Genomic DNA, 19,013 nt, shown 5'->3' with positions numbered 1-19,013 from the left:
ACATGTGCGCAACCTTGGAATGATCGATTCGAGTCATCAGGCGATGACCTTCGGGTTGCCGGCGGCATCACGCCGCATCGCGTGGCCGACCTGATCGACCGTGAGACGGATCGCATCGACCATTGCGCGGGCAGCGGGTGATGGCGTGCCGCCGGCGCGCATCGTCAGACCGATCTCGCGCCGCGTGTTCTGCAGAGGAATGTCCAGCACCACGAGCTCGCCCGACTCGCATTCGTAATGCAACTGTTGCGCCGACACGGCGGCGAGCATGTCGGTATCCATCAGCAGGCCGCGGATGACGGCGAGGTCGGCGGTTTCGACCGTCGGCATCGGCGGCTTCAGCTTCCAGCGCTTGAACTGCGCCTCGAACATGCCGCGCGCGGGCGCCTGACTGCGCGGCAGGATCCATTGCGCGGCGATCATGTCCTTGAGAGAAAGACCGCTCGTGCCCGCGAGCGGATGAGCACGCCGCGCGATCACCACGATGTCCTCGGACATGAGACGCTCGTTGACGAGTCCGCTCGATGCATCGTTCTGACGCAGCGCGCCCAGCACGAAGTCGATGTCGCCCGCGCGCAGTCCCGCGACCAGCGTTTCATACGAGCTTTCGTCCGTGACGATGCGCACGCCCGGATACTGCGCCGCGACCCGCGCGATCGCGCCGGGCAGAATCAGCGTTCTGCCGAGCGGCAGCGCGCCGACGATCACGTAACCCTGAATGGTGCCGCGCAAGGCGGCGAGATCGTCGGGGATGTGGCGCAGTTCGTTCAGCGCGCGACGTACGTGCAGCACGAAGGTTTCGCCTTCGCTCGTGAGCAGCAGGCCGCGCGGGCTGCGATGAAACAACTGCATGCCCGCGCCCGTCTCCATGATGCGAATCGCGCTGCTGACCGCCGGTTGACTCAACCCCAGTGTCTGCGCCGCGCTCGGCATGTGCCGGTGCCGCGCGAGCGCGGAAAACAGTTGCAGCCTGCGCGTGTTGAGCAGGAAGGCGGGCAGCGTGCCGCCGGTCGTTGTCCTGCGGCGCGACTGGCGCGTCGCGCACCATTGCGCCAGCTCTTCCAGTTCCGCAAAGATGCGTTGGCACCGCAAGAGCACCGCGCGCCCGGCGGGCGTGGTGAGCATGCCGGAAGGCCGGCGTTCCAGCAACGCTTCGCCGACAGCGGCTTCCAGCTCCTGCAATGACCGCGTGACCGCCGATTGCGCGCGAAACAGCGCGGCGGCGGCGCGCGTGGCGCTGCCCGTCTCCGCGACGAGACGAAATGCGCGCAAGTACGCGAGATTGAGCAGTTCGCGGTTATCCATGGTCGTCATCAGTTTGATTTATCGCATGGTAACGCGTCGCGAAACGGGCTCTCACTTTCCGCTAATTTTCAGCGCCGATCATCACGTCATGCACAAGGATGTTTCGCCAGAGACGTCGTTCAATGATCGGAGGGTTGCGCCATGTACCAGCATATTCTCGTCGCCGTAGGACCGGGCTTCAGCGAGGCCGCGTTGTCGACCGCCATCGCGCGGGCGCGTGATAGCCGCGCGCGCCTCACTATCCTGCATGTGATCGATTCCGCGCCGTGGTGGGCCGGCTGGCAGGCGGACATGCTTTGCGATACGCCGGCGCTCGTCAATCAACTCGCGCTCGCGATTCGACGCAATAGCGAAAAGATGCTTCGGCGCGCGGGTATCGAAGCGCAATGGCGCACGCGCACACTTCCGCGCGATGGCCGCAGTATCGGGCGCTTGATCGCCGCCGAAGCGGAACTGCTCGATGCCGATCTCGTCGTGCTCGGCGCGAAGCGACACCGCTTCTTCGGCATCGGCTGGAGTCACGTGCGCAATACGGTCTGCCGTCGAAGCCGATGCGAAGTGCTCATCGCTTCAGCGTCGGTTGCGGAAGAGGCGCCGGTTATCAGCGCCTCCTTCGCTAGGGGGCAGTCGCGAGTACAGGCGTAATCGCCTTGCCCGTCGAAAAGAAGGACACGATGTTGTCGACGGTGAGCTGAGCCATCGCCATGCGTGTTTCGTGCGTTGCGCTGCCGATGTGGGGGCTCAGCACGACGTTGTCCAACGCGCAAAGCGGCGACGCTTCGAGCGGCTCATCTTCGAATACGTCGAGCGCAGCGCCGGCGATGGCATTTCGCTCGAGTGCCTCGATGAGCGCGCCTTCGTCGACGACCGAGCCTCGCGCGATATTCACGAGCAGGCCTCGCGCGCCGAGCGCATCGAGCACGGCCGCATTCACGAGATGACGTGTTTCGCTGCCGCCGGGGCACGCCGCGATCAATATGTCGGACCAGCGCGCCAGGTCGGTTGCATGCGCGAACCATTCATACGGCAAGGCTTGTTTCGTGCGCCCGTAATAAGCGACCTCCACGTCGAAAGGAGCGAGCCGACAGGCGATCTCCTTGCCGATGCGTCCCATGCCGACGATGCCAACCCGCTTGCCCGCGAGACTCGAGCCGAGCGCGAACGCGCCGCCGGACCAAGCGCCGGAACGCACGAAACGATCCGCTCGCGGCAGTTGCCGCAGCAGCGCGAGCAACAGCCCCACGGTCAACTCCGCGACTGCCGCATTCAGCAGATCGGGCGTGTTCGCGACGACGATGCCGCGCTCGCGTGCGAAGCCGACCGGAATGCGATCGAAACCGACGCCGCTCGTCGAGATGATCTTCAGCGCTGGAAGGCGCTCGATCAATGCCGTATCGATGTCGTAATTCGAACGCGTGACGATCGCGCCGACTCGCTCGCGCAGCGCGTCGTCGTGATCGATGTCCGCGAGCGAGACCGGCGCGAACCGCGCCTGCAGCAACGCATGCGCGTTCGCCGGGAATTCGCCGATGCGCAGCACCGGCGGTAACTTCACGTCAGAGTCGTTGCAGTCGGACATCGATGCCTCATTTGTTGACGAGTCGCGCGGGCACGCATACCAGGATCAGCAAAGCCGACACGGCGAGCGAAGCCGCGACGACGAACAGCCCTGACGACAGCGAATGCGTCACCGTCTTGAGCCAGCCGATCACAGCCGGGCTGATGAAGCCCGCGAGATTGCCCGTGCAATTGATGAGCGCGATGCCCGCCGCCGCGCCCGTGCCGCCGAGAAACGCGGTGGGCAGCGCCCAGAACATCGGCAATGCGGTGATGACGCCCGCCGTTGCCAGTGTGAGCCCCAGCACCGACATCGCGGAGGACGAACCGAACAGCGCGCACAGCACGAAGCCCGAACCTGCTATAAGCGCGGGAATCGCCACATGCCAGCGCCGCTCGCGTGTGTGATCGGCGTGCCTGCCGGTGACGATCATCGAAACGAGTGCGACGGAGTAGGGGATCATGGTCAACAGGCCGATGATGAACGCGTCTTCGATGCCGGTGGAGCGCAGAATGGTCGGCTGCCAGAAGCCGATTGCGTACGAGCCCATCACGATGCCGAAGAGGATCAGGCACATCAGGTACACGCGTGCGGATGTGAACACGGCGCGCACCGAACCGTGCGTGTGCGTGGCGGTGTCGGCGGCGATCTCATCGAGAATCACGCTCTTTTCGCGCTCAGAGAGCCAGTTCGCATCGGCGACGCGATCGTCGAGATGGCGCAGCACCACGAAGCCGAGCACGATGGAAGGCAGCGCTTCGATGATGAAGAGCCATTGCCAGCCCGCCATGCCCCACGTGCCCTGCATCGCATGCATGATGTAGCCGGACATCGGGCCGCCGACCAGCCCCGACACCGGATTGCCGGCCATCAGCAGCGCGACCATCTTGCCGCGCCGGTGCGACGGAAACCAGTACGTCAGATACAGCACCATGCCGGGAAAGAAACCCGCTTCCGCGACGCCGAGCATGAAGCGCACCGCATAGAACTGCCACGGCGTCGTGACCCATGCGGTGGCCATCGAAAGCAAGGCCCACGTGACCATGATGCGCGCGATCCAGCGCCGCGCGCCGATGCGATGCAGCAGCAGATTGCTCGGCACCTCGAAGAAGAAATAGCCGACGAAGAAAAGACCGGCGCCGAGACCATAGACCGCTTCGCTCAGATGCAGGCTGTTGAGCATCTGCAGCTTGGCGAAGCCGACATTCACGCGATCGAGATACGCGACCACGTAGCCGACGAACAACAAGGGCATGAAGCGCAATGCGACGCGCCTGAAGATCGAGTCGGCGTCGCCCGTCTCGATCGACGCGGACAGGGAGGTGCTGTTATACAAGGTTGTCTCCTGATGTTTGCAGAGCGTTCGATTAGTTATGTGCTCGCAAGGCGGGCGCTCAGTGCGCAGCTTCGGTCGATAGCGCCAGTTCCGCCGCATGCGGAATGCGAAAGCCGATCGCCGTGAGCGCGCTTTCCAGTTGCATGCGTTGCGATGCATCCAGTTCGACGAGCGGCGCCCGCAACCTGGCCCAGCCTTCGTCGCCCGATTGCCACGCGATGGCGGCCTTCATCGCGGCGATCATCGGAAAGCGCTGGAACACTTCGCGTGTTTCGTCGAGTCGGCGTTGCCGCGCCGGCGCATCGACGGCTTGCCAGTTGCGCGCGAGACCGGCGATGGTCGCGGCGTTCACGTTGCCCGTCGCGGTGATGCAGCCCGCGCCGCCTGCCTGCAAGGTGCGCAGCAGGAAGGTTTCGCTGCCCGCGAAGACGTCGAAGCCGGAGGCCGCGAACGCATCGATCAGCGCTGCCGTGTTGCTCCAGTCGCCCGAGCTGTCCTTGATGCCCGCGATCGCGCCCGGATACGCTTCGAGCAAGCGCCCGATCAGCGGCAGGCTCAGGCCCACCTGCGCGACTTGCGGAATGTGATAGAGGTAGATCTTCAGACGCGCATCGCCTACGGCTTCGATCACGCTCGCATACGCGCGAAACAGTCCTTCATCGCTCACGCCTTTGTAGTAGAAGGGCGGCAACATGAGAACGCCCGCGCATCCGTTCGTCACTGCATGACGCGTCAGTTCGATGGTGTCCGGCAGCGCGCATGCGCCTGTGCCCGGCATCATGCGCGCGGCGGGCAGGCCCGCGTCGAGCAATGCATCGAGCAGGCTGCGCTTCTCCGCGACGGTCAGCGAGTTCGCTTCCGAGTTCGTGCCGAAGACCGCGAGTCCGACATCGTCGTCGATGAGCGCGCGGCAATGCCGGAGCAGACGTTCCGTGGATGGTGTGCCGTCTTCGTTGAATGGCGTAAGTACCGGCGACAGCGCGCCTTTCAAGGTATGTGGCGAGTTCATGTGCACAGCGTCTCCTTTCAGGTTCTTTGCGATGGAGGCCAGTATCGCCGTGCGTAAAACATCGAAGTACAGACGGGCGCTTGCTTCAAACTCAAAAATTTTTGATGTCTTGCGATGCGATGAGATTTCGCCGCGCGAAAAAAAGGCCGCTGTAAAAGCGGCCTTGATGCGTTCGAAGAGTGCTTGCGTCAACGGCGCGGTGTCACGCCGCGCATCTTCGCGGCGCGCAGGAAATCGAAGTCGACGCCCTTGTCCGCTTGCGTGACGGTGTCGAAAAACAACTTGCGATAACCACGCTCGGCGCTCGGCGTCGTGACCGGCGATGCCTTCGCGCGCGCCGCGAGCTCTTCATCGCTGACGAGCAGGCTGACCTCGCGCTTCGACACGCTCAAACGAATGCGGTCGCCCGTACGAACATGCGCGAGCGGTCCGCCCACAGCCGCCTCCGGCGTCACATGCAGCACGATGGTTCCGAACGCGGTGCCGCTCATGCGGCCATCCGAGATGCGCACGATATCCTTCACGCCCTTGATCGCGAGCTTGCGCGGAATCGGGATATAGCCGGCCTCAGGCATGCCCGGCGCGCCCTTGGGCCCGATGTTCTTCAGCACGAGGATATCGTCGGGCGTGACATCGAGATCGTCTGAATCGATGCGCGCCGCGAGGTCCGCGCCGTTCTCGAACACGACCGCCCGACCTTCGTGCTCCATGAGTTCCGCGTTCGCCGCCGACTGCTTGATGATCGCGCCGCCCGGTGCGAGATTGCCTTCGAGCACGGCGATGCCGCCTTGCGGATAGATCGGTTTGTCGAAGGAACGCACGACGTCCTGCGCGAAAGCCGGGCCCGCCGCTTCGATCTCTTCGCCGAGCGTGCGTCCGGTGACCGTCAGCGTATCGAGGTTCAGGAGCGGCTTCAGTTCGCGCAACAGCGTGGCCATGCCGCCGGCCTTGTGAAAGTCCTCCATGTAATGCGAGCCCGAAGGCTTCAGATCGACGAGCACGGGCGTCTCACGTCCCATGCGATCGAGCGCCTTCAGATCGACCTCATAGCCCATGCGTCCCGCGATAGCCGTGAGATGCACGATGCCATTCGTCGAACCGCCGATGGCGAGCAGCACGCGCATGGCGTTCTCGAACGCTTCCGCCGTGAGTATCTTGTCGATGGTGAGATTGTCGCGCGCCATCTGCACGGCTTGCGTGCCGCTCAGTTCGGCAACGCGCATGCGATCCGATGTCACCGCGGGCGGCGATGCGCCGCCGGGCACCGTCATGCCGAGCGCTTCCGCGATGCATGCCATCGTGCTCGCGGTGCCCATGACCGAACATGTGCCCACGCTCGCCACGAGTTGATTGTTCACCGCGGTGATTTCGGCTTCGTCGATTTCCTCGGCGCGAAAACGGCCCCAGTAACGGCGGCAATCGGTGCACGCGCCCACGCGCTCGCCGCGATGCGCGCCCGTCAACATCGAGCCTGTGATGAGCTGAATCGCGGGAATGCCGGCGGATGCCGCGCCCATCAGTTGCGCGGGCACGGTCTTGTCGCAACCGCCGATCAGGACGACCGCGTCCATGGGCTGCGCGCGAATCATCTCCTCGGTGTCGATGGACATGAGATTGCGCAGATACATGCTCGTCGGTTGCGAGAACGACTCGGCAATGGAGATGGTCGGGAAGTCCATCGGCAGGCCGCCCGCGAGCATCACGCCGCGCTTCACGGCTTCGATCAGTTGCGGCGCGTTGCCGTGACACGGGTTATACGCGCTGCCCGTATTGACGATGCCAATCACCGGCCGGTCGAGCGCGCTGTCGGTATAGCCCGCGCCCTTGATGAAGGCTTTGCGCAGGAAGAGCGAGAAGCCGTTGTCTCCATAGCTCGTCAGCGACTTGCGCAGGCCGCTCGGTTGGGCGGGATCATCGCTGGGCTTCTTCTTGAATGTATCGGTCATGGTTGCACTACCGTTGGGTGAGCGTTGAGTGTCTCCGTGCCTTGATTATCGCGGCTTTGCGTGCTTCTCGCCGTGCGTGGCGCTTGCTTCAAACGAAAAAAATAATTGCTTCCGGAAACAGCCAAAACTAGCGATTGAGTTAGCGATTGAGACCCGCCGCCGCCACATCGGCCGCGGCCAGAAACGCCTGCACGAGTCGCAGGCGCGCGGACGAACGTCCCCACAACATACCGACGAGCCGCTTCGGCGCCGCATGCGGCAATGCCCATTTCCTAACTGTCAGACCAATGAATTCCGTCGACGCCCAGTCGGGCACGAGCGACACGCCGAGCCCGCGATCGACCAGCGTCGCAATCGCGGCCAGGCCGTCGAGTTCGCAACGCTGATGCGGCTTGATTCCGTGCTGACGCAAATACGCATCCGCGAGCTGACCGCCGACGACATTGCGGTCATAGCGCACGAACGGCTCGGTTTGCAGCGTGGCGTGCACGTCGGCGACATGCATTGACGCGGGAGTCAACAGAACGAGCGATTCCTTTCTGAAGGTGTGCCAGTCGCAACTCTTCGGCAGGTTGAACAAGGGCTGTGCGATCACGGCGGCGTCGAGATCGCCGCTCGTCACCTTGCGATAAAGGTCGAGCGACGTGCCTGGCTCGAGATAGAAATCCATCTGCGGATGACGATGCAGCAACACCGCGAGCGCGTCGGGTATGAGGCTTGCCATCATCGTGGCCATGCCGCCCAGGCGTAACTGGCCGCCCAGTTGATCGGTGTCGTCGATGTCCGCGCGCAGGTCGCGAATGTCGTGCAGCACGGAGCGGGCGCGCGCCAGAATGCGCTCGCCGGCCTCGGTTGCGCCGACCGTGCGGCCCGAGCGGCGCACGAGCGTCGCGCCCAGTTCGGCCTCCAGCATCTTCACGCGTTGCGCCACGGCGGCGGGCGTGAGATCGAGTCTGCGCGCGGCTTCGGCAATGGAGCCGAGCTCGACGACGAAGACGAAGCTCTGCAGATAGCGCGAGTCCATCGATAAAAATTTTTGGGTGTGAAGAAGCCAAAGAATACTTCCTCTTGTGCGGCCACGCCATCAAACTGATTGCATTCGTAACGAAGCAATGCACACGAGACATACGGAGACGAAGCCATGCCCATCATCGAATCGATCTCGGTTTGCGCGGCCGCCGTGCCGCTCGATCGCGTCACGTCCTTTTCCACGCGCACTGTATCGACGCGCCATTACGGCCTCGTCAAGGTGCGCTCGACCGATGGCGTCGAAGGCATCGGCTTTTGTTATATCGGCAGCGCGGCGGGCGAGTTGCTGACCGTGGCGGTCGAGCAGTTGCTCGCGCCGGTTCTGATCGGCCGGGATTCGTATGCGGTCGAAGGGCTATGGCAGGCCATGTATAACGAAGCGCTGCTGCAAGGCCGCGCGGGAACGGTCATGCGCGCGCTGAGCATTCTCGATGTCGCGCTCTGGGACCTGAACGCGCGCACGCACAAGCTGCCATTGCATAAATATCTCGGCGCCAACGAGCTCGAATCCGTGCCGGCTTATGCGAGCGGCGGTTATTACCTCGATGGCAAGACGCCCGAAAAGCTCGGCGAGGAAATGGCGAGCTATGTGGAGAAGGGCTTTCGCGCGGTGAAGATGAAAGGCGGCAGGCTCTCGCCGCAGGAAGAGGAGCGTCGCGTAAAAGCCGCGCGCGAAGCGGTGGGGCCGGACGTCGAACTGATGATCGACATGAACAACGGCTGGACCGATCTCACGCAGGCGCTGCAACACGTGCGCCGCATCGAGCAATACGATCCGTATTTCATCGAAGAGCCATTCTCTCCCGACGATGTCGACAATCACGCGCGTCTCGCGAAGGCCACGCGCATTCCGATTGCCACCGGCGAGATCGGTTATGGCCGCTGGTATCACAAGGAGCTGCTCGACCGTGGCGCGGCCGCGATTCTGCAAACGGACGCGGCCGTGTGCGGCGGCATCACGGAATGGCGCAAGATCGCGGCGACGGCGGCGAGTCATGGCGTCGTGATGTGCCCGCACTGGTTCCACGATCTGCATGCGCCGCTCGTCGCCGCGACGCCGAATGCGCGATACGTCGAGTTCTTCTGGGACGATCAGGTGCTCAACTTCCGCCGGCTGATCGATAAACAACTCTCGCATCGCGATGGCCGCGTGCAACTGCACGATGCACCGGGCCTGGGCTTCTCGTTCGACGAGAAGGAAGTCGCGAAGTACGGTCAATGGAAGCGCATCGTCTGAGGTCGAACCATGCTGGACACAGTCAAGAAAACCATCGCGGGTCCGGTGATTCGCCTGCATCCCGACGACAACGTCGTCATCGCGCGCACCGACGTCGCGATCGGCACGCCCGTGCCGTCCGAGGACTTCGTGTGCAGAAGCCAGGTCACGGCGGGCTACAAGATCGCCGCGCGCGCAATCAAGCAAGGCGACGCCGTGCGCAAGTACAACGTGACCATCGGATTCGCGAACACGGATATCGCACCGGGCACGATGGTCCACAGCCATAACGTCGAGTTCCGCGAGTTCGATCGGGACTACGCGTTCTGTGCGGATTATCGCGACGTCGAGATGATCGCGGAGAAGGATCGCGCGACGTTCCAGGGCATCGTGCGCGAGAACGGTGAAGTCGCGACGCGCAATTACATCGGCATTCTGTCGACGGTGAATTGCTCGGCGACCGTCGCGCACAAGATCGCCGAATGGTTCACGCCGGAGCGTCTCGCTGACTATCCGAACGTGGATGGCGTCGTCGCGTTCACGCATGGAATTGGCTGCGGCATGGAGATGAGCGGCGAACCGATGGCGCTGTTACGCCGCACGATGGCCGGTTATGCGCGGCATCCGAATCTCGCGGCGGCGCTCGTCATCGGACTCGGTTGCGAACGCAATCAACTCGCTGGATTGATGGAGCAGGAAGGCTTGAATGCGGGCGCGCGCCTGCATACGTTCATCATGCAGGAGAGCGGCGGCACGCGAAGAACGATCGAGGCAGGCATCGAAGCCGTGCGCGCGTTACTGGCCGATGCGAATCGCGTGCAGCGCACGACCGTCAGCGCGAGTCATCTGAAGGTCGGCTTGCAATGCGGCGGCTCGGATGGCTTTTCATCGATCACGGCGAATCCCGCGCTTGGCGCCGCCGTCGACCTGCTGGTGCGTCATGGCGGCACTGCGATTCTCTCCGAAACGCCCGAGATCTACGGCGTCGAACACACACTCACGCGCCGTGCCGCGAGCCGTGAGGTCGGCGAGAAACTGCTCGAACGGATTCGCTGGTGGAAGGAAGAGTATTCGGTCGGACGCGATGTGCAGATCAACGGGAAGGTCAGTCCGGGCAATCAGGTAGGCGGGCTCGCGAACATCTTCGAGAAGTCGATCGGTTCGTCGATGAAAGGCGGCACCGGGCCTTTGATGGAGGTGTATCGCTACGCTGAACCTGTGCGGCAGCGCGGACTCGTGTTCATGGACACGCCGGGCTTCGATCCGGTTTCCGCGACCGGACAGATCGCAGGCGGCGCGAATCTCATCGCCTTCACGACGGGACGCGGCTCGATGTTCGGCGCGAAGCCCGTGCCATCGCTGAAGCTCGCGACCAACACGCCGATGTACCAGCGGCTGGTCGAAGACATGGACCTGAATTGCGGCGGCATTCTCGATGGCGTGGCGTCCGTCGAGAGCACCGGCCGCGCGATTTTCGACGCGCTGCTCGGCGCGGCTTCAGGGCAGCGCACGAAGAGCGAACTGCTGGGTCTCGGCGATCACGAGTTCGTGCCGTGGCAGATCGGCATCATGAGCTGATCGATGTCGAATCAGCCGTCGATGGTTTCATGCACGCCTTGCTCGCCGCGCTTCCAGTACGCGGAGGCGCGAATGCGTTTCTTGTCGATGCCGCGCTCCTCGCACAACAGCTTGCGCACCGCGCGCATGAGCGTGGCTTCACCTGCGGCCCAGACATAACCTTCGCCATCTGGAAGATAGGTTTCTCGTAACGCGAGCAGGAGCGCGCCGCCCGGGTGTTCGCTCTCGTTGCGATAGCGCCATTGCGCGTACAGATCGGCGCGCGTGTCGAATTCGATACGCGCGGACGCATCGGCCACTTCGATCAGCGTCGCGACGCGCGTGCCTTCGGGCAATTCCTCGAGCCGCCGCGCGATGGCGGGCAACGCGGTTTCATCGCCGATCAGAAGGTGCCAGTCGAACTGCGTCGGGATCACGAACGAGCCGCGCGGCCCGCCGATGCCGAGGTATTGCCCCGGCGCGGCCTGCGCCGCCCAGGCGGTCGCGGGACCGGCTTCGTGCAGCGCGAATTCGATATCCAGTTCGCGCGCCGCGCGGTCGAATCGACGCGGCGTGAAATCGCGCGCGATCGGCCGCGGCTTCGACGGATCGAACACGGGGCCATCGGGGCCGGCTTGCGGAATCGCGGGCATCGCATCGCCCGGCTCCGGGAAGAAGACCTTGATGTGATCGTCGAATGAGGCGCTCGTGAAATCGTCGAGCGCTTCGCCCGTGAACGTCACGCGCACGAGCGACGGATTGAGCGCCTGCACGCGCTTTACTTGCAGCAGACGGAATTTGAGGGCGTGACGCACGCGCGTCACTTCGAGTTCGGGCCGTTCTTGCAGGATGGATTCGGTCATCGTGTATGGCTCCTTCTCACGCCTGCTTCGGCGCGGGATTCTGTTCGATCTCCGCGGTCGCGCGCGCGAGAATCGCGGCGATGCGGCGTTGTTCTTCCTGCGACGCATTGGTGCGCAACAGCAGCGCCTTCTTCAGCGCGCGGCGCGCGGCGATCAGTTCGGGCGCCCAGCCGTTGTCGGCGGCGACTTCGTCGACTTCCTCGCCCATGTACGCGCGGCGCACCAGATCCATCTTGCGCGCGAAATGCGTGAGCTTCGCGAGCATGATGTCCACGCGCTCGCGATTCGCCGCGAGGTATTCGCGGCCCGCGTCGGACAGCGCATAGCGCTTGCGATTGCCTTCGAGTTCGACGGTCGTATATCCCAGCTCTTCGAGATACGTCAGGGCCGGATAAACCATGCCCGGGCTCGGCGTATAGAAGCCGTTCGAGCGGTCCTCCAGCGCCTTGATGAGCTCGTAGCCGTGACGCGGCGCTTCGGCCAGCATGGCGAGCAGCAGCAGTTGCAGATCGTCGGACGAGAACTTGCGGCCGCGCGGCATGCCGTCTTCGCCGCCGAAACCGCCCATGCCGCCCATTCCACCGGGGCCGTCGCCGAAGCGGCCACCGCCACCATGACGATGACGCCCAATCATGCCCCAGCGTTCGAAAGCGAAACGTTCGGCCCATTCAGGCGCGCCGAGCGGAAAGTCAGAACCGAATGCGCGGAAACCGGCTTCACGCGCGCGTTGAAAGCAACGGGATTTCATATGAGCACTCCAGATATGTCGTAAAACATATCTAAAGATATATATCGTAAGAGTGTCTGTCAAGGCGATATTCGAGGGGCGGATCGCATCGCTACGCGCTTTTTGCATGCCGCATACAATCTCGCGCATTGTCTTTTGCATCCATAAAACCATGAGCCACTTTCTTCCCGTCAAACTGGAACACGCCAGCCGCCTCATCAATCATGGTCCGACGGTGCTCGTCACGAGCTCGCACGGCGGACGCCGCAACGTCATGGCCGCCGCCTGGTCGATGCCGGTCGAGTTCACGCCGCCGCGCATCGCCGTCGTGATCGACAAGCGCACGTACACGCGCGAACTCGCCGCCGCCAGCGGCACGTTCGGCATCGTGGTGCCGGGCGCGGCGGCGATGGATCTGACTTACGCGGTCGGTTCGTCGAGCGGGCGCGATCTCGACAAGTTCGAGGCCTACGGCATCGAAACGGTGGCGGGGCCGGTGCTCGGCTTGCCGCTCATCGAGAAGAATTGCGCGGCGTGGCTCGAATGCCGCCTGATTGACGAAAAGCACACCGAGGACGCCTACGACACCTGTTTCGCCGAAGTCGTCGCGGCCGCCGCGGATTCGCGCGTGTTCCTCGACGGCCACTGGAGCGTCGACGATTCCAACCAGCCGCTGCACACGATTCACCATCTGGGCGCGGGCAAGTTCGTGCGCGCCTCGTCGATGGAAGAGGCGAAGCCGCTCATGCGCTGAGCCTCGAACGGGCCTGTAGAGCGCTCGTTCCAGCCCTCGACCGGAGGGCTAAAGATTCTCCGTTTCCCCGTCGATAAAGAGACGTCGACCGCGAAAGACCGCAAGGCTCTTCGTGGCGGCGCTTTTGTTCCCGCGATCCGTAACACACGAATTCGGACGCGGGCGATAGATGGGCGAGGACAGGTCTCATAAGGTCTGCTGCAGCGCGATTGTGCGCGGCGCAGCAGATCGCAAAGACGATCGCTCGCACCATCGGGGAAAGGGGTGCGGTATGAAACAGCGTTTTTCGGTCCTGCGGTTCCTGGTGTATCTCGTCGGTTTCACGAGCCTGCTGTCGCTCAGGCTCGTCGTCGCGCCGGACGGACACAACGGCATGACCGCCTATGTCGCGTGCGTGATGGCGCTGGCGGCCGGCTACATGATCTGGTACGCGTCGTCGGCGGGCTATCTGCGCAATCTGATGAGCGGCGTCGTCGTCTATCTGGCGCTCGCCGCCGTGGTGGCCGCGTGTCCGCCGTTCGTGCTCGTGCTCGCGTTCTGGTCGATCACGGGACTCGTGAAGCGGCGGCGCGCGCTGCTCGTGCATGCGTTGTCGAGCATCGCGCTCTTCGTGCTGATATTCCCGATGCCGTTCGCGCAACGCATCGGCATGCCCGAACTCGCGGGCGCGCCGGCGGGCATCGCTTATTTGAGCTTCGCCCTCGCGTGGTCGGCGTGGGCCGCGCGCAGTCCGCTTCGGCTCGGCCTCTTCAAATTCGCGACGATGCTCCTCGCGGTGCCGCTCATCACCTCGTTCGTCGCGCTGGTCGGCGGCGGCATGTTCAGCCGTCCGGAACGGCGCGTCCGTAATTCACTGGCGCGCGCCCGGCGCGCGCTGACGCTTTCGCTGCCCGCGCCGGAAACCTCCGCGACGCGGGCGGTCGCCAGCGCACCGAAGGTCGAAGCGCTGATGGCGGAATGACCGCGCTTACGCAGGGAGCGACATCGAATTGTGGTATTAAGCACTCTGCATTCAAAATTCGAAACCGTTCCATGCATTCATATTCGCAGGCGACGCTGCTGCTCCTCGGCATCGTCGTCATTCTGGTCACACCCGGACCCACGAACACACTGCTTGCCGCCGCCGGCCTCCGGCGCGGCGTGAAGCGCGCCATGCCGCTCGTCGGCGCCGAGCTGGGCGGCTATTTCATCGCGATTTCCGCGTGGGGCTATCTCGCACGCACGCCACGAACTTCGTCACCTGGCTGCCGACGTTCATGCGCATCGCGTGCAGCGTGTATATCGCGTATCTCGCGGTGACGATGTGGCGCACCGCCGTCGCGCTGCCGAGTTCGGCGCAAAAAGCCGTCGGCATGCGCGCGCTCTTCGTCACCACGCTGCTCAATCCGAAGGCGATGCTGTTCGCCAGCGCGATCTTCCCGGCGAGCGCCTTCGCCGTTCCCGCCGACTATCTCCAGACGATGTCGATCTTCGCCGCCGCGCTGGTGCCGATCGGCTTCCTGTGGATCGTGTTCGGCGCGGCGCTCGGCATCGGACGGCTCGCGTGGCTGAGCCCGGAGCGCGTGCAGCGCGGCGCGTCGCTCGTTCTGGCGACGTTTTCCGTCGCGCTCGCGTGGACCACCTTGCACTGAGCGATGTGCTAAAGAACATCGGTACAAAAAAGGAGACCCGATGACTTCCCCCAGGCACGACGAAAAAGCCCCGCACGAACCGCTCGTGTCTTACTACCCCGACGAAGCGCGCCGCCGCGTCTGGCTGCGCGGCATCTTCGACCGCACCGCCTCCGACTACGACGCCATAGAGCGCGCGATGGCGTTCGGCTCCGGCCCCTGGTATCGCCATCGCGCGCTGCGTTCGGCGGGACTCGCGCGCGGCATGCGCGTGCTGGATGTCGGCATGGGAACGGGCCTCGTCACGAAGGAGGCGGTCGCGATCACGGGCGATGCCGCGCTCGTCACCGGCATCGATCCGAGCCCGGGCATGGTCGGCCAGGCGCATCTGCCGCCCGGCGTGGAAACGCGCATCGGCACGGCGGAGGATTTGCCGTGCGAGAGCGCGTCCTACGATTTCCTGAGCATGGGATTCGCGCTGCGCCACGTCAGCGATCTGGCGAAGGTCTTCGATGAATATTTCCGCGTGCTCGCGCCGGGCGGCCGGCTTTGCGTGCTCGAAATCACGCGGCCGGCGCACGGCTTGGGCGTCGCGGCGCTCAGGTTCTACATGCGCGGAGTGGTGCCGCTGATCGCGCGCGTCGTCGGGAAAAAGGAAGAAAGCGTCGAGCTGATGCGCTACTACTGGGACACGATCGAAGCCTGCGTGCCGCCCGACACCGTGATCGCCGCGATCAGGCGCGCGGGTTTCGCGAACGTGCGCCGCGAGGTCGAACTCGGCATTTTCTCGGCTTATTGCGCGACGAAGCCGGCGGCTTGAGCGGCGTCGAGGATCACGGCGGCGCGGCCGCTCAGAACCAGCCGACCCGCGCAGTGAATGGTGAAACGGTAGAGCACCGTGTTGTCGTCGCCGCCCATGCGTTCGGCTTCGATATCGAGCGGGCCGTCGAGCGTGTCGAGCCGTGCGACGCGCGTTTCCACCCCGCGCACGCTCGTCAGCATGCCCACGCGCGGGCGCTTGCCGTCATCGGCGCAGACGAGCGCGCCATGAGTCGCCATCGCCTGAGCCGCGTATTCGATCCCGCATACCGACGCGAGCCGGCCTTTCGAGCGCAGCGGATTATCTGAGGAAAGATGGCTCGTCGCCGTGCAGCGGATGCGCTGCGCATCCCACGCGGCGACGGCGTCGAGCAGGCACATCGCGCCGTCGTGCGGAATGCGCGCGGCGATCCAGTCGCGGTCGAGCATCATGACGGCTCGACATCCACGGTGAGCCGCGTGCCGTCGAGATAGTCCAGAACGACATGCGCCGCGCGTCCGTTCGCGATCGCGTCGAGCAATGGCAAGGCGCGCGCCGCGGGATTCGACAGACGCAGCGCTTCGAGACCGGCATCGGCGAACGCGGACGCGCTGGCATCCGAAAGGCGCGCCTCGATGCGTGCAAGCGAGCGCTCGCTTCGCTCAGGCGCGAGCACGAGCGCGACGCCGAAGGCGTCCCCGATCGGCCGCACGCGATGAAGCGGCTCGGGATAGTCCGTGTCATACGCGACCAGCAATGTCGCCACGCCATCGACGCTCACTTGCGCAAGGCTCTCCAGCAAGCCCGCCGCGAAGCTGCCGTCATAGGCGCACAGCACGTTCGATGCGGCCATCGCGCGCGTCGCGATGCTCCAGTAGCCCGCGGGCGCGTTGTGGACCGAGTTGTGGAAGCGCGTCGGCGAGAGTTGAGGCTCGTCGCTCGCGAGCGTTTCGCAGATCGCGTGGAAGTTGCCGCCGTCGCCGCCCGATGCCGCGAACACGGCGGCGAGCGACGCCGCGTCGCGCCCGCTGTGCGCGACCGCTTCATGCGCGGCCGCGAGCGCGGCGCGCACGACCGGCCCCGTGCGGCGGCGCTCGGCGGACGGCAGGCTCGCGGGCGCCGGCAGCACGGTTTTCGCGTCTTCGCGCGCGGCGCGGCGCGCGAGCACGTCGGCGGTTTGCTGCCAGTTCGCGAGTCCCGGCCCGATCACGCCGATTCCTTCGATATAAGCGCGCAATGGAGTCATGCCGATGCCGCTCCCTTGCGTCCGAACACCAGACTGCAATTCGTCCCGCCGAAGCCGAACGAGTTCGACAACACCGCGCGCAGCGGCGTCGCGCGCGTCGTGAGCACGTAATCGAGCCCGAGGGCGGGGTCCGGCTCGGTCGTGTTGGCGCCGGCCGGAATCATCTGGTGCCGGAGCGTGAGCGCGGCGATCACCGCTTCCAGCGCGCCCGCCGCGCCAAGCGTATGGCCGGTCGCGCCCTTGGTCGAGCTGCACGGCACGCGCTCGAACAGGCTCGTGAGCGCGCGGCTTTCGGCGGCGTCGTTGCTGGGCGTCGCGGTGCCGTGCAGATTCACATAGCCGATCTCGCGCGCATCGAGCCCGGCGCTCGCGAGCGCCTGCTCCATCGCCATGCGCGCGCCGAGTCCCTCGGGATGCGGCGACGACATGTGATACGCATCGCTCGATTCGCCGATGCCGAGCAGGCGGATCGCGTCGGCGTCATCGGCATGATCGGGGCCATCGCGTTCGAGCAGCCCGAACGCCGCCGCCTCGCCGATGGAAATGCCGTCGCGCTTCACGTCGAATGGCTTGCACGGACCCGGCGCGAGCAGCTCGAGCGAATTGAAGCCGTAGAGCGTGGTGAGACACAGGGTATCGACGCCGCCGATCACGGCTGCGTCGATCAGACCGGTTTCCAGCATGCGGCGCGCGGAGCCGAACACCTTCGCGCCCGACGAGCACGCGGACGACACCGAAGCCGCCGGCCCGCGCAGCCCGAAATACGCGCGCACGAACGCGGCAAGCGAATAGGGATTGTGCGTGGCCGCGTAGTTGAAGTCGGCGGGCAGCGCGCCGGTCTGCGCGTCGCGGCGCTGATAGGCGAGTTCGGTTTCCAGAATGCCCGCCGTGCTCGTGCCCATGAACACGCCGACGCGGTCCGCGCCGTGCCGGGCGATCGCGTCGCGCACGCGTGCGTCGAAAGCGTCCTGCGTCATCGCCAGTTGGGCGAGCCGGTTGTTGCGGCAGTCGAATGCGGCGAGGTCCGCGCGCACCGGCGCTTGCTCGACGCCCGCGACGCGGCCCGTGTACGTGCCGAGCGCGGCGCCTTCGAAGTCGCATGGCGCGAGTCCGCTGCGTCCTTCGGCGAGCGCGGCGAGCGTTGCGTCGAGGCCGCGTCCCGCGCAACTCGTGGCGGTGAAATGCGTAAACAGAAGAGGATTCACTACGGGCTCGGTTCCTGAAATGCAGTCGGCGCCGATGGCGTTCGGTATGCGATGAATTGTAACAAACGGGACTTTCAGGCCGGGGCGCGGCTCGGGTGGCCGATCAGGCGATGGGTTGCGCGACGATCAGACGATTGGCGTGATGCGCGCCGTGGCCCATCGGCCGGATGTTGGCGCGAAAGCGCAGTTCTTCCAGCAGCGCGAGCCATTGCGCTTCGCTGCGGCAGGTGAGCCCGCCGGTGCGTCCCGAGCGCGCGACCTGTACGCCGAAATCGACTGCGCGATCGACGCGCGCGCGCCAGCCCGCGGCGGCGTCGCTGACGCGCAGCAGGAGCGCGCCGTCCGGCGCGAGACTCGCGCGCACGCGGCGCAGGATCGCTTCCTGAGCGTCGGCGTCGACGTAATGCAGCACGTCGCACGCGATGACCACGTCCGCCTGCGGAAACGCGGCGGCGCGAATGTCGCCGCAGACGAAGCGGATGCGCGCCTCGTGCGCCTTCAATGCGATGCGCGCGCGCTCGATATCGCGCGGCGTCAGATCGATGCCGTGAATCGAATGCGGCATGGGTGGTGCGGGCCAGTGCGCGGGCCACGCGCGCGCCGCGTTCTCCCGGTGCCACGCGTGCGCGGCGACCAGCCACGCGGCCAGCAGGCCCTGACCGCTGCCGAGATCGAGAATGCGCGCGCCATCGGGAATCAGGCCGTGCGCGAGAACGTGAGCGAAGAACGGATCGTGGCGCAGTTTGCCCAGCGCGAAGTGCCACGCGAAACGGCCCGCGGCGCGGTAGGGACGGCTGGCGGTTTCGATGAGCGCTGTCGGCACCATGCGGATGACAGGTAGGCGGAAGGCCCG

The 19,013-nt window shown here is 65.1% G+C and carries 18 protein-coding genes and 1 pseudogene; 7 read left to right on the top strand and 12 right to left on the bottom strand.

Features of this window, described 5'->3' with window-relative positions; translation table 11 throughout:
• Positions 1-36: 36 nt before the first annotated feature.
• Complete coding sequence (locus tag AWB79_RS05805; RefSeq protein WP_061166509.1) at positions 37-1,305, bottom strand: LysR family transcriptional regulator; 1,269 nt, start codon at positions 1,303-1,305, stop codon at positions 37-39.
• A 141-nt stretch (positions 1,306-1,446) separates the two neighbouring features.
• Here AWB79_RS05805 and AWB79_RS05800 point away from each other — a divergent pair, with 141 nt between their 5' ends.
• Positions 1,447-1,950: a universal stress protein gene (locus AWB79_RS05800; RefSeq protein ID WP_061166399.1), complete on the top strand. Its 504-nt coding sequence runs from the start codon at positions 1,447-1,449 to the stop codon at positions 1,948-1,950.
• On the opposite strand, the gene AWB79_RS05795 is transcribed toward AWB79_RS05800, so the two are convergent.
• The 5 genes from AWB79_RS05795 to AWB79_RS05775 form a co-directional block, all read right to left on the bottom strand.
• Positions 1,922-2,884 carry a 2-hydroxyacid dehydrogenase gene (locus AWB79_RS05795; RefSeq protein ID WP_061166398.1) on the bottom strand — a complete coding sequence of 321 codons (963 nt, stop codon included), beginning with the start codon at positions 2,882-2,884 and terminating at the stop codon, positions 1,922-1,924. The genes AWB79_RS05800 and AWB79_RS05795 overlap by 29 nt on opposite strands.
• A gap of 7 nt (positions 2,885-2,891) precedes the next feature.
• Entirely contained in the window at positions 2,892-4,199 is a 1,308-nt protein-coding gene (locus tag AWB79_RS05790) for an MFS transporter (RefSeq protein WP_061166397.1), read from the bottom strand.
• Between the two features lie 58 nt (positions 4,200-4,257).
• A complete protein-coding gene (locus AWB79_RS05785; protein WP_061166508.1) occupies positions 4,258-5,208 on the bottom strand; it encodes a dihydrodipicolinate synthase family protein in 951 nt (316 codons plus the stop codon).
• 188 nt (positions 5,209-5,396) lie between these two features.
• The gene (locus AWB79_RS05780; RefSeq protein ID WP_061166396.1) at positions 5,397-7,154 is read right to left on the bottom strand and encodes an IlvD/Edd family dehydratase; all 1,758 of its coding nucleotides are present in this window, start codon (positions 7,152-7,154) and stop codon (positions 5,397-5,399) included.
• 139 nt (positions 7,155-7,293) lie between these two features.
• On the bottom strand, positions 7,294-8,178 hold the full coding sequence (locus tag AWB79_RS05775) for a LysR family transcriptional regulator (protein WP_061166395.1): 885 nt from the start codon (positions 8,176-8,178) through the stop codon (positions 7,294-7,296).
• Positions 8,179-8,295: 117 nt separating this feature from the next.
• Between AWB79_RS05775 and AWB79_RS05770 the strand changes: the two genes are divergently transcribed.
• Together AWB79_RS05770 and AWB79_RS05765 are read left to right on the top strand one after the other, a co-directional pair.
• On the top strand, positions 8,296-9,420 hold the full coding sequence (locus tag AWB79_RS05770) for a mandelate racemase/muconate lactonizing enzyme family protein (protein ID WP_061166394.1): 1,125 nt from the start codon (positions 8,296-8,298) through the stop codon (positions 9,418-9,420).
• A gap of 9 nt (positions 9,421-9,429) precedes the next feature.
• Positions 9,430-10,977 carry a D-arabinonate dehydratase gene (locus AWB79_RS05765; RefSeq protein ID WP_061166393.1) on the top strand — a complete coding sequence of 516 codons (1,548 nt, stop codon included), beginning with the start codon at positions 9,430-9,432 and terminating at the stop codon, positions 10,975-10,977.
• Positions 10,978-10,988: 11 nt separating this feature from the next.
• Here AWB79_RS05765 and AWB79_RS05760 read toward each other — a convergent pair whose 3' ends face one another.
• Both AWB79_RS05760 and AWB79_RS05755 read right to left on the bottom strand, forming a co-directional pair.
• Entirely contained in the window at positions 10,989-11,819 is an 831-nt protein-coding gene (locus tag AWB79_RS05760) for a siderophore-interacting protein (protein ID WP_061166392.1), read from the bottom strand.
• A 16-nt stretch (positions 11,820-11,835) separates the two neighbouring features.
• Complete coding sequence (locus AWB79_RS05755; protein WP_061166391.1) at positions 11,836-12,567, bottom strand: PadR family transcriptional regulator; 732 nt, start codon at positions 12,565-12,567, stop codon at positions 11,836-11,838.
• Between the two features lie 151 nt (positions 12,568-12,718).
• On the opposite strand from AWB79_RS05755, the gene AWB79_RS05750 reads away from it, so the two are divergent.
• The 4 genes and pseudogenes from AWB79_RS05750 (at position 12,719) to AWB79_RS05735 (ending at position 15,730) form a co-directional block, all read left to right on the top strand.
• Positions 12,719-13,300, top strand: a complete 582-nt coding sequence (locus AWB79_RS05750; protein WP_061166507.1) for a flavin reductase family protein — start codon at positions 12,719-12,721, stop codon at positions 13,298-13,300.
• Positions 13,301-13,571: 271 nt separating this feature from the next.
• The gene (locus tag AWB79_RS05745) at positions 13,572-14,261 is read left to right on the top strand and encodes a hypothetical protein (RefSeq protein WP_061166390.1); all 690 of its coding nucleotides are present in this window, start codon (positions 13,572-13,574) and stop codon (positions 14,259-14,261) included.
• Positions 14,262-14,332: 71 nt separating this feature from the next.
• Positions 14,333-14,931 (top strand): annotated as a pseudogene (locus AWB79_RS05740) (LysE family translocator).
• A gap of 40 nt (positions 14,932-14,971) precedes the next feature.
• Positions 14,972-15,730: a class I SAM-dependent methyltransferase gene (locus tag AWB79_RS05735; protein WP_061166389.1), complete on the top strand. Its 759-nt coding sequence runs from the start codon at positions 14,972-14,974 to the stop codon at positions 15,728-15,730.
• On the opposite strand, the gene AWB79_RS05730 is transcribed toward AWB79_RS05735, so the two are convergent.
• The 4 genes from AWB79_RS05730 to AWB79_RS05715 form a co-directional block, all read right to left on the bottom strand.
• On the bottom strand, positions 15,703-16,158 hold the full coding sequence (locus tag AWB79_RS05730) for a hotdog family protein (RefSeq protein WP_061166506.1): 456 nt from the start codon (positions 16,156-16,158) through the stop codon (positions 15,703-15,705). The genes AWB79_RS05735 and AWB79_RS05730 overlap by 28 nt on opposite strands.
• Positions 16,158-16,955 carry a beta-ketoacyl synthase chain length factor gene (locus AWB79_RS05725; protein ID WP_061166388.1) on the bottom strand — a complete coding sequence of 266 codons (798 nt, stop codon included), beginning with the start codon at positions 16,953-16,955 and terminating at the stop codon, positions 16,158-16,160. The genes AWB79_RS05730 and AWB79_RS05725 overlap by 1 nt, the downstream gene beginning before the upstream one ends.
• Positions 16,952-18,160, bottom strand: a complete 1,209-nt coding sequence (locus tag AWB79_RS05720; RefSeq protein WP_061166387.1) for a beta-ketoacyl-[acyl-carrier-protein] synthase family protein — start codon at positions 18,158-18,160, stop codon at positions 16,952-16,954. The genes AWB79_RS05725 and AWB79_RS05720 overlap by 4 nt, the downstream gene beginning before the upstream one ends.
• Before the next feature lie 103 nt (positions 18,161-18,263).
• A complete protein-coding gene (locus AWB79_RS05715; RefSeq protein WP_061166386.1) occupies positions 18,264-18,986 on the bottom strand; it encodes a class I SAM-dependent methyltransferase in 723 nt (240 codons plus the stop codon).
• Positions 18,987-19,013: the final 27 nt, after the last annotated feature.

This window comes from Caballeronia hypogeia (genome assembly GCF_001544875.2).
In the GTDB taxonomy this organism is placed as follows: Bacteria; Pseudomonadota; Gammaproteobacteria; order Burkholderiales; family Burkholderiaceae; genus Caballeronia; species Caballeronia hypogeia.
Note: the sequence above shows the minus strand (reverse complement) of the source record. Positions and strands in the feature narration are given on the sequence as shown.

Coding starts and splice junctions, on each gene's coding strand:
- AWB79_RS05755 (WP_061166391.1), bottom strand. CDS start 12,567: ATGAAATCCCGTTGCTTTCAACGCGCGCGTGAAGCCGGTTTCCGCGCA.
- AWB79_RS05760 (WP_061166392.1), bottom strand. CDS start 11,819: ATGACCGAATCCATCCTGCAAGAACGGCCCGAACTCGAAGTGACGCGC.
- AWB79_RS05775 (WP_061166395.1), bottom strand. CDS start 8,178: ATGGACTCGCGCTATCTGCAGAGCTTCGTCTTCGTCGTCGAGCTCGGC.
- AWB79_RS05725 (WP_061166388.1), bottom strand. CDS start 16,955: ATGACTCCATTGCGCGCTTATATCGAAGGAATCGGCGTGATCGGGCCG.
- AWB79_RS05785 (WP_061166508.1), bottom strand. CDS start 5,208: ATGAACTCGCCACATACCTTGAAAGGCGCGCTGTCGCCGGTACTTACG.
- AWB79_RS05770 (WP_061166394.1), top strand. CDS start 8,296: ATGCCCATCATCGAATCGATCTCGGTTTGCGCGGCCGCCGTGCCGCTC.
- AWB79_RS05800 (WP_061166399.1), top strand. CDS start 1,447: ATGTACCAGCATATTCTCGTCGCCGTAGGACCGGGCTTCAGCGAGGCC.
- AWB79_RS05730 (WP_061166506.1), bottom strand. CDS start 16,158: ATGCTCGACCGCGACTGGATCGCCGCGCGCATTCCGCACGACGGCGCG.
- AWB79_RS05715 (WP_061166386.1), bottom strand. CDS start 18,986: ATGGTGCCGACAGCGCTCATCGAAACCGCCAGCCGTCCCTACCGCGCC.
- AWB79_RS05805 (WP_061166509.1), bottom strand. CDS start 1,305: ATGGATAACCGCGAACTGCTCAATCTCGCGTACTTGCGCGCATTTCGT.
- AWB79_RS05735 (WP_061166389.1), top strand. CDS start 14,972: ATGACTTCCCCCAGGCACGACGAAAAAGCCCCGCACGAACCGCTCGTG.
- AWB79_RS05750 (WP_061166507.1), top strand. CDS start 12,719: ATGAGCCACTTTCTTCCCGTCAAACTGGAACACGCCAGCCGCCTCATC.
- AWB79_RS05780 (WP_061166396.1), bottom strand. CDS start 7,154: ATGACCGATACATTCAAGAAGAAGCCCAGCGATGATCCCGCCCAACCG.
- AWB79_RS05795 (WP_061166398.1), bottom strand. CDS start 2,884: ATGTCCGACTGCAACGACTCTGACGTGAAGTTACCGCCGGTGCTGCGC.
- AWB79_RS05765 (WP_061166393.1), top strand. CDS start 9,430: ATGCTGGACACAGTCAAGAAAACCATCGCGGGTCCGGTGATTCGCCTG.
- AWB79_RS05745 (WP_061166390.1), top strand. CDS start 13,572: ATGAAACAGCGTTTTTCGGTCCTGCGGTTCCTGGTGTATCTCGTCGGT.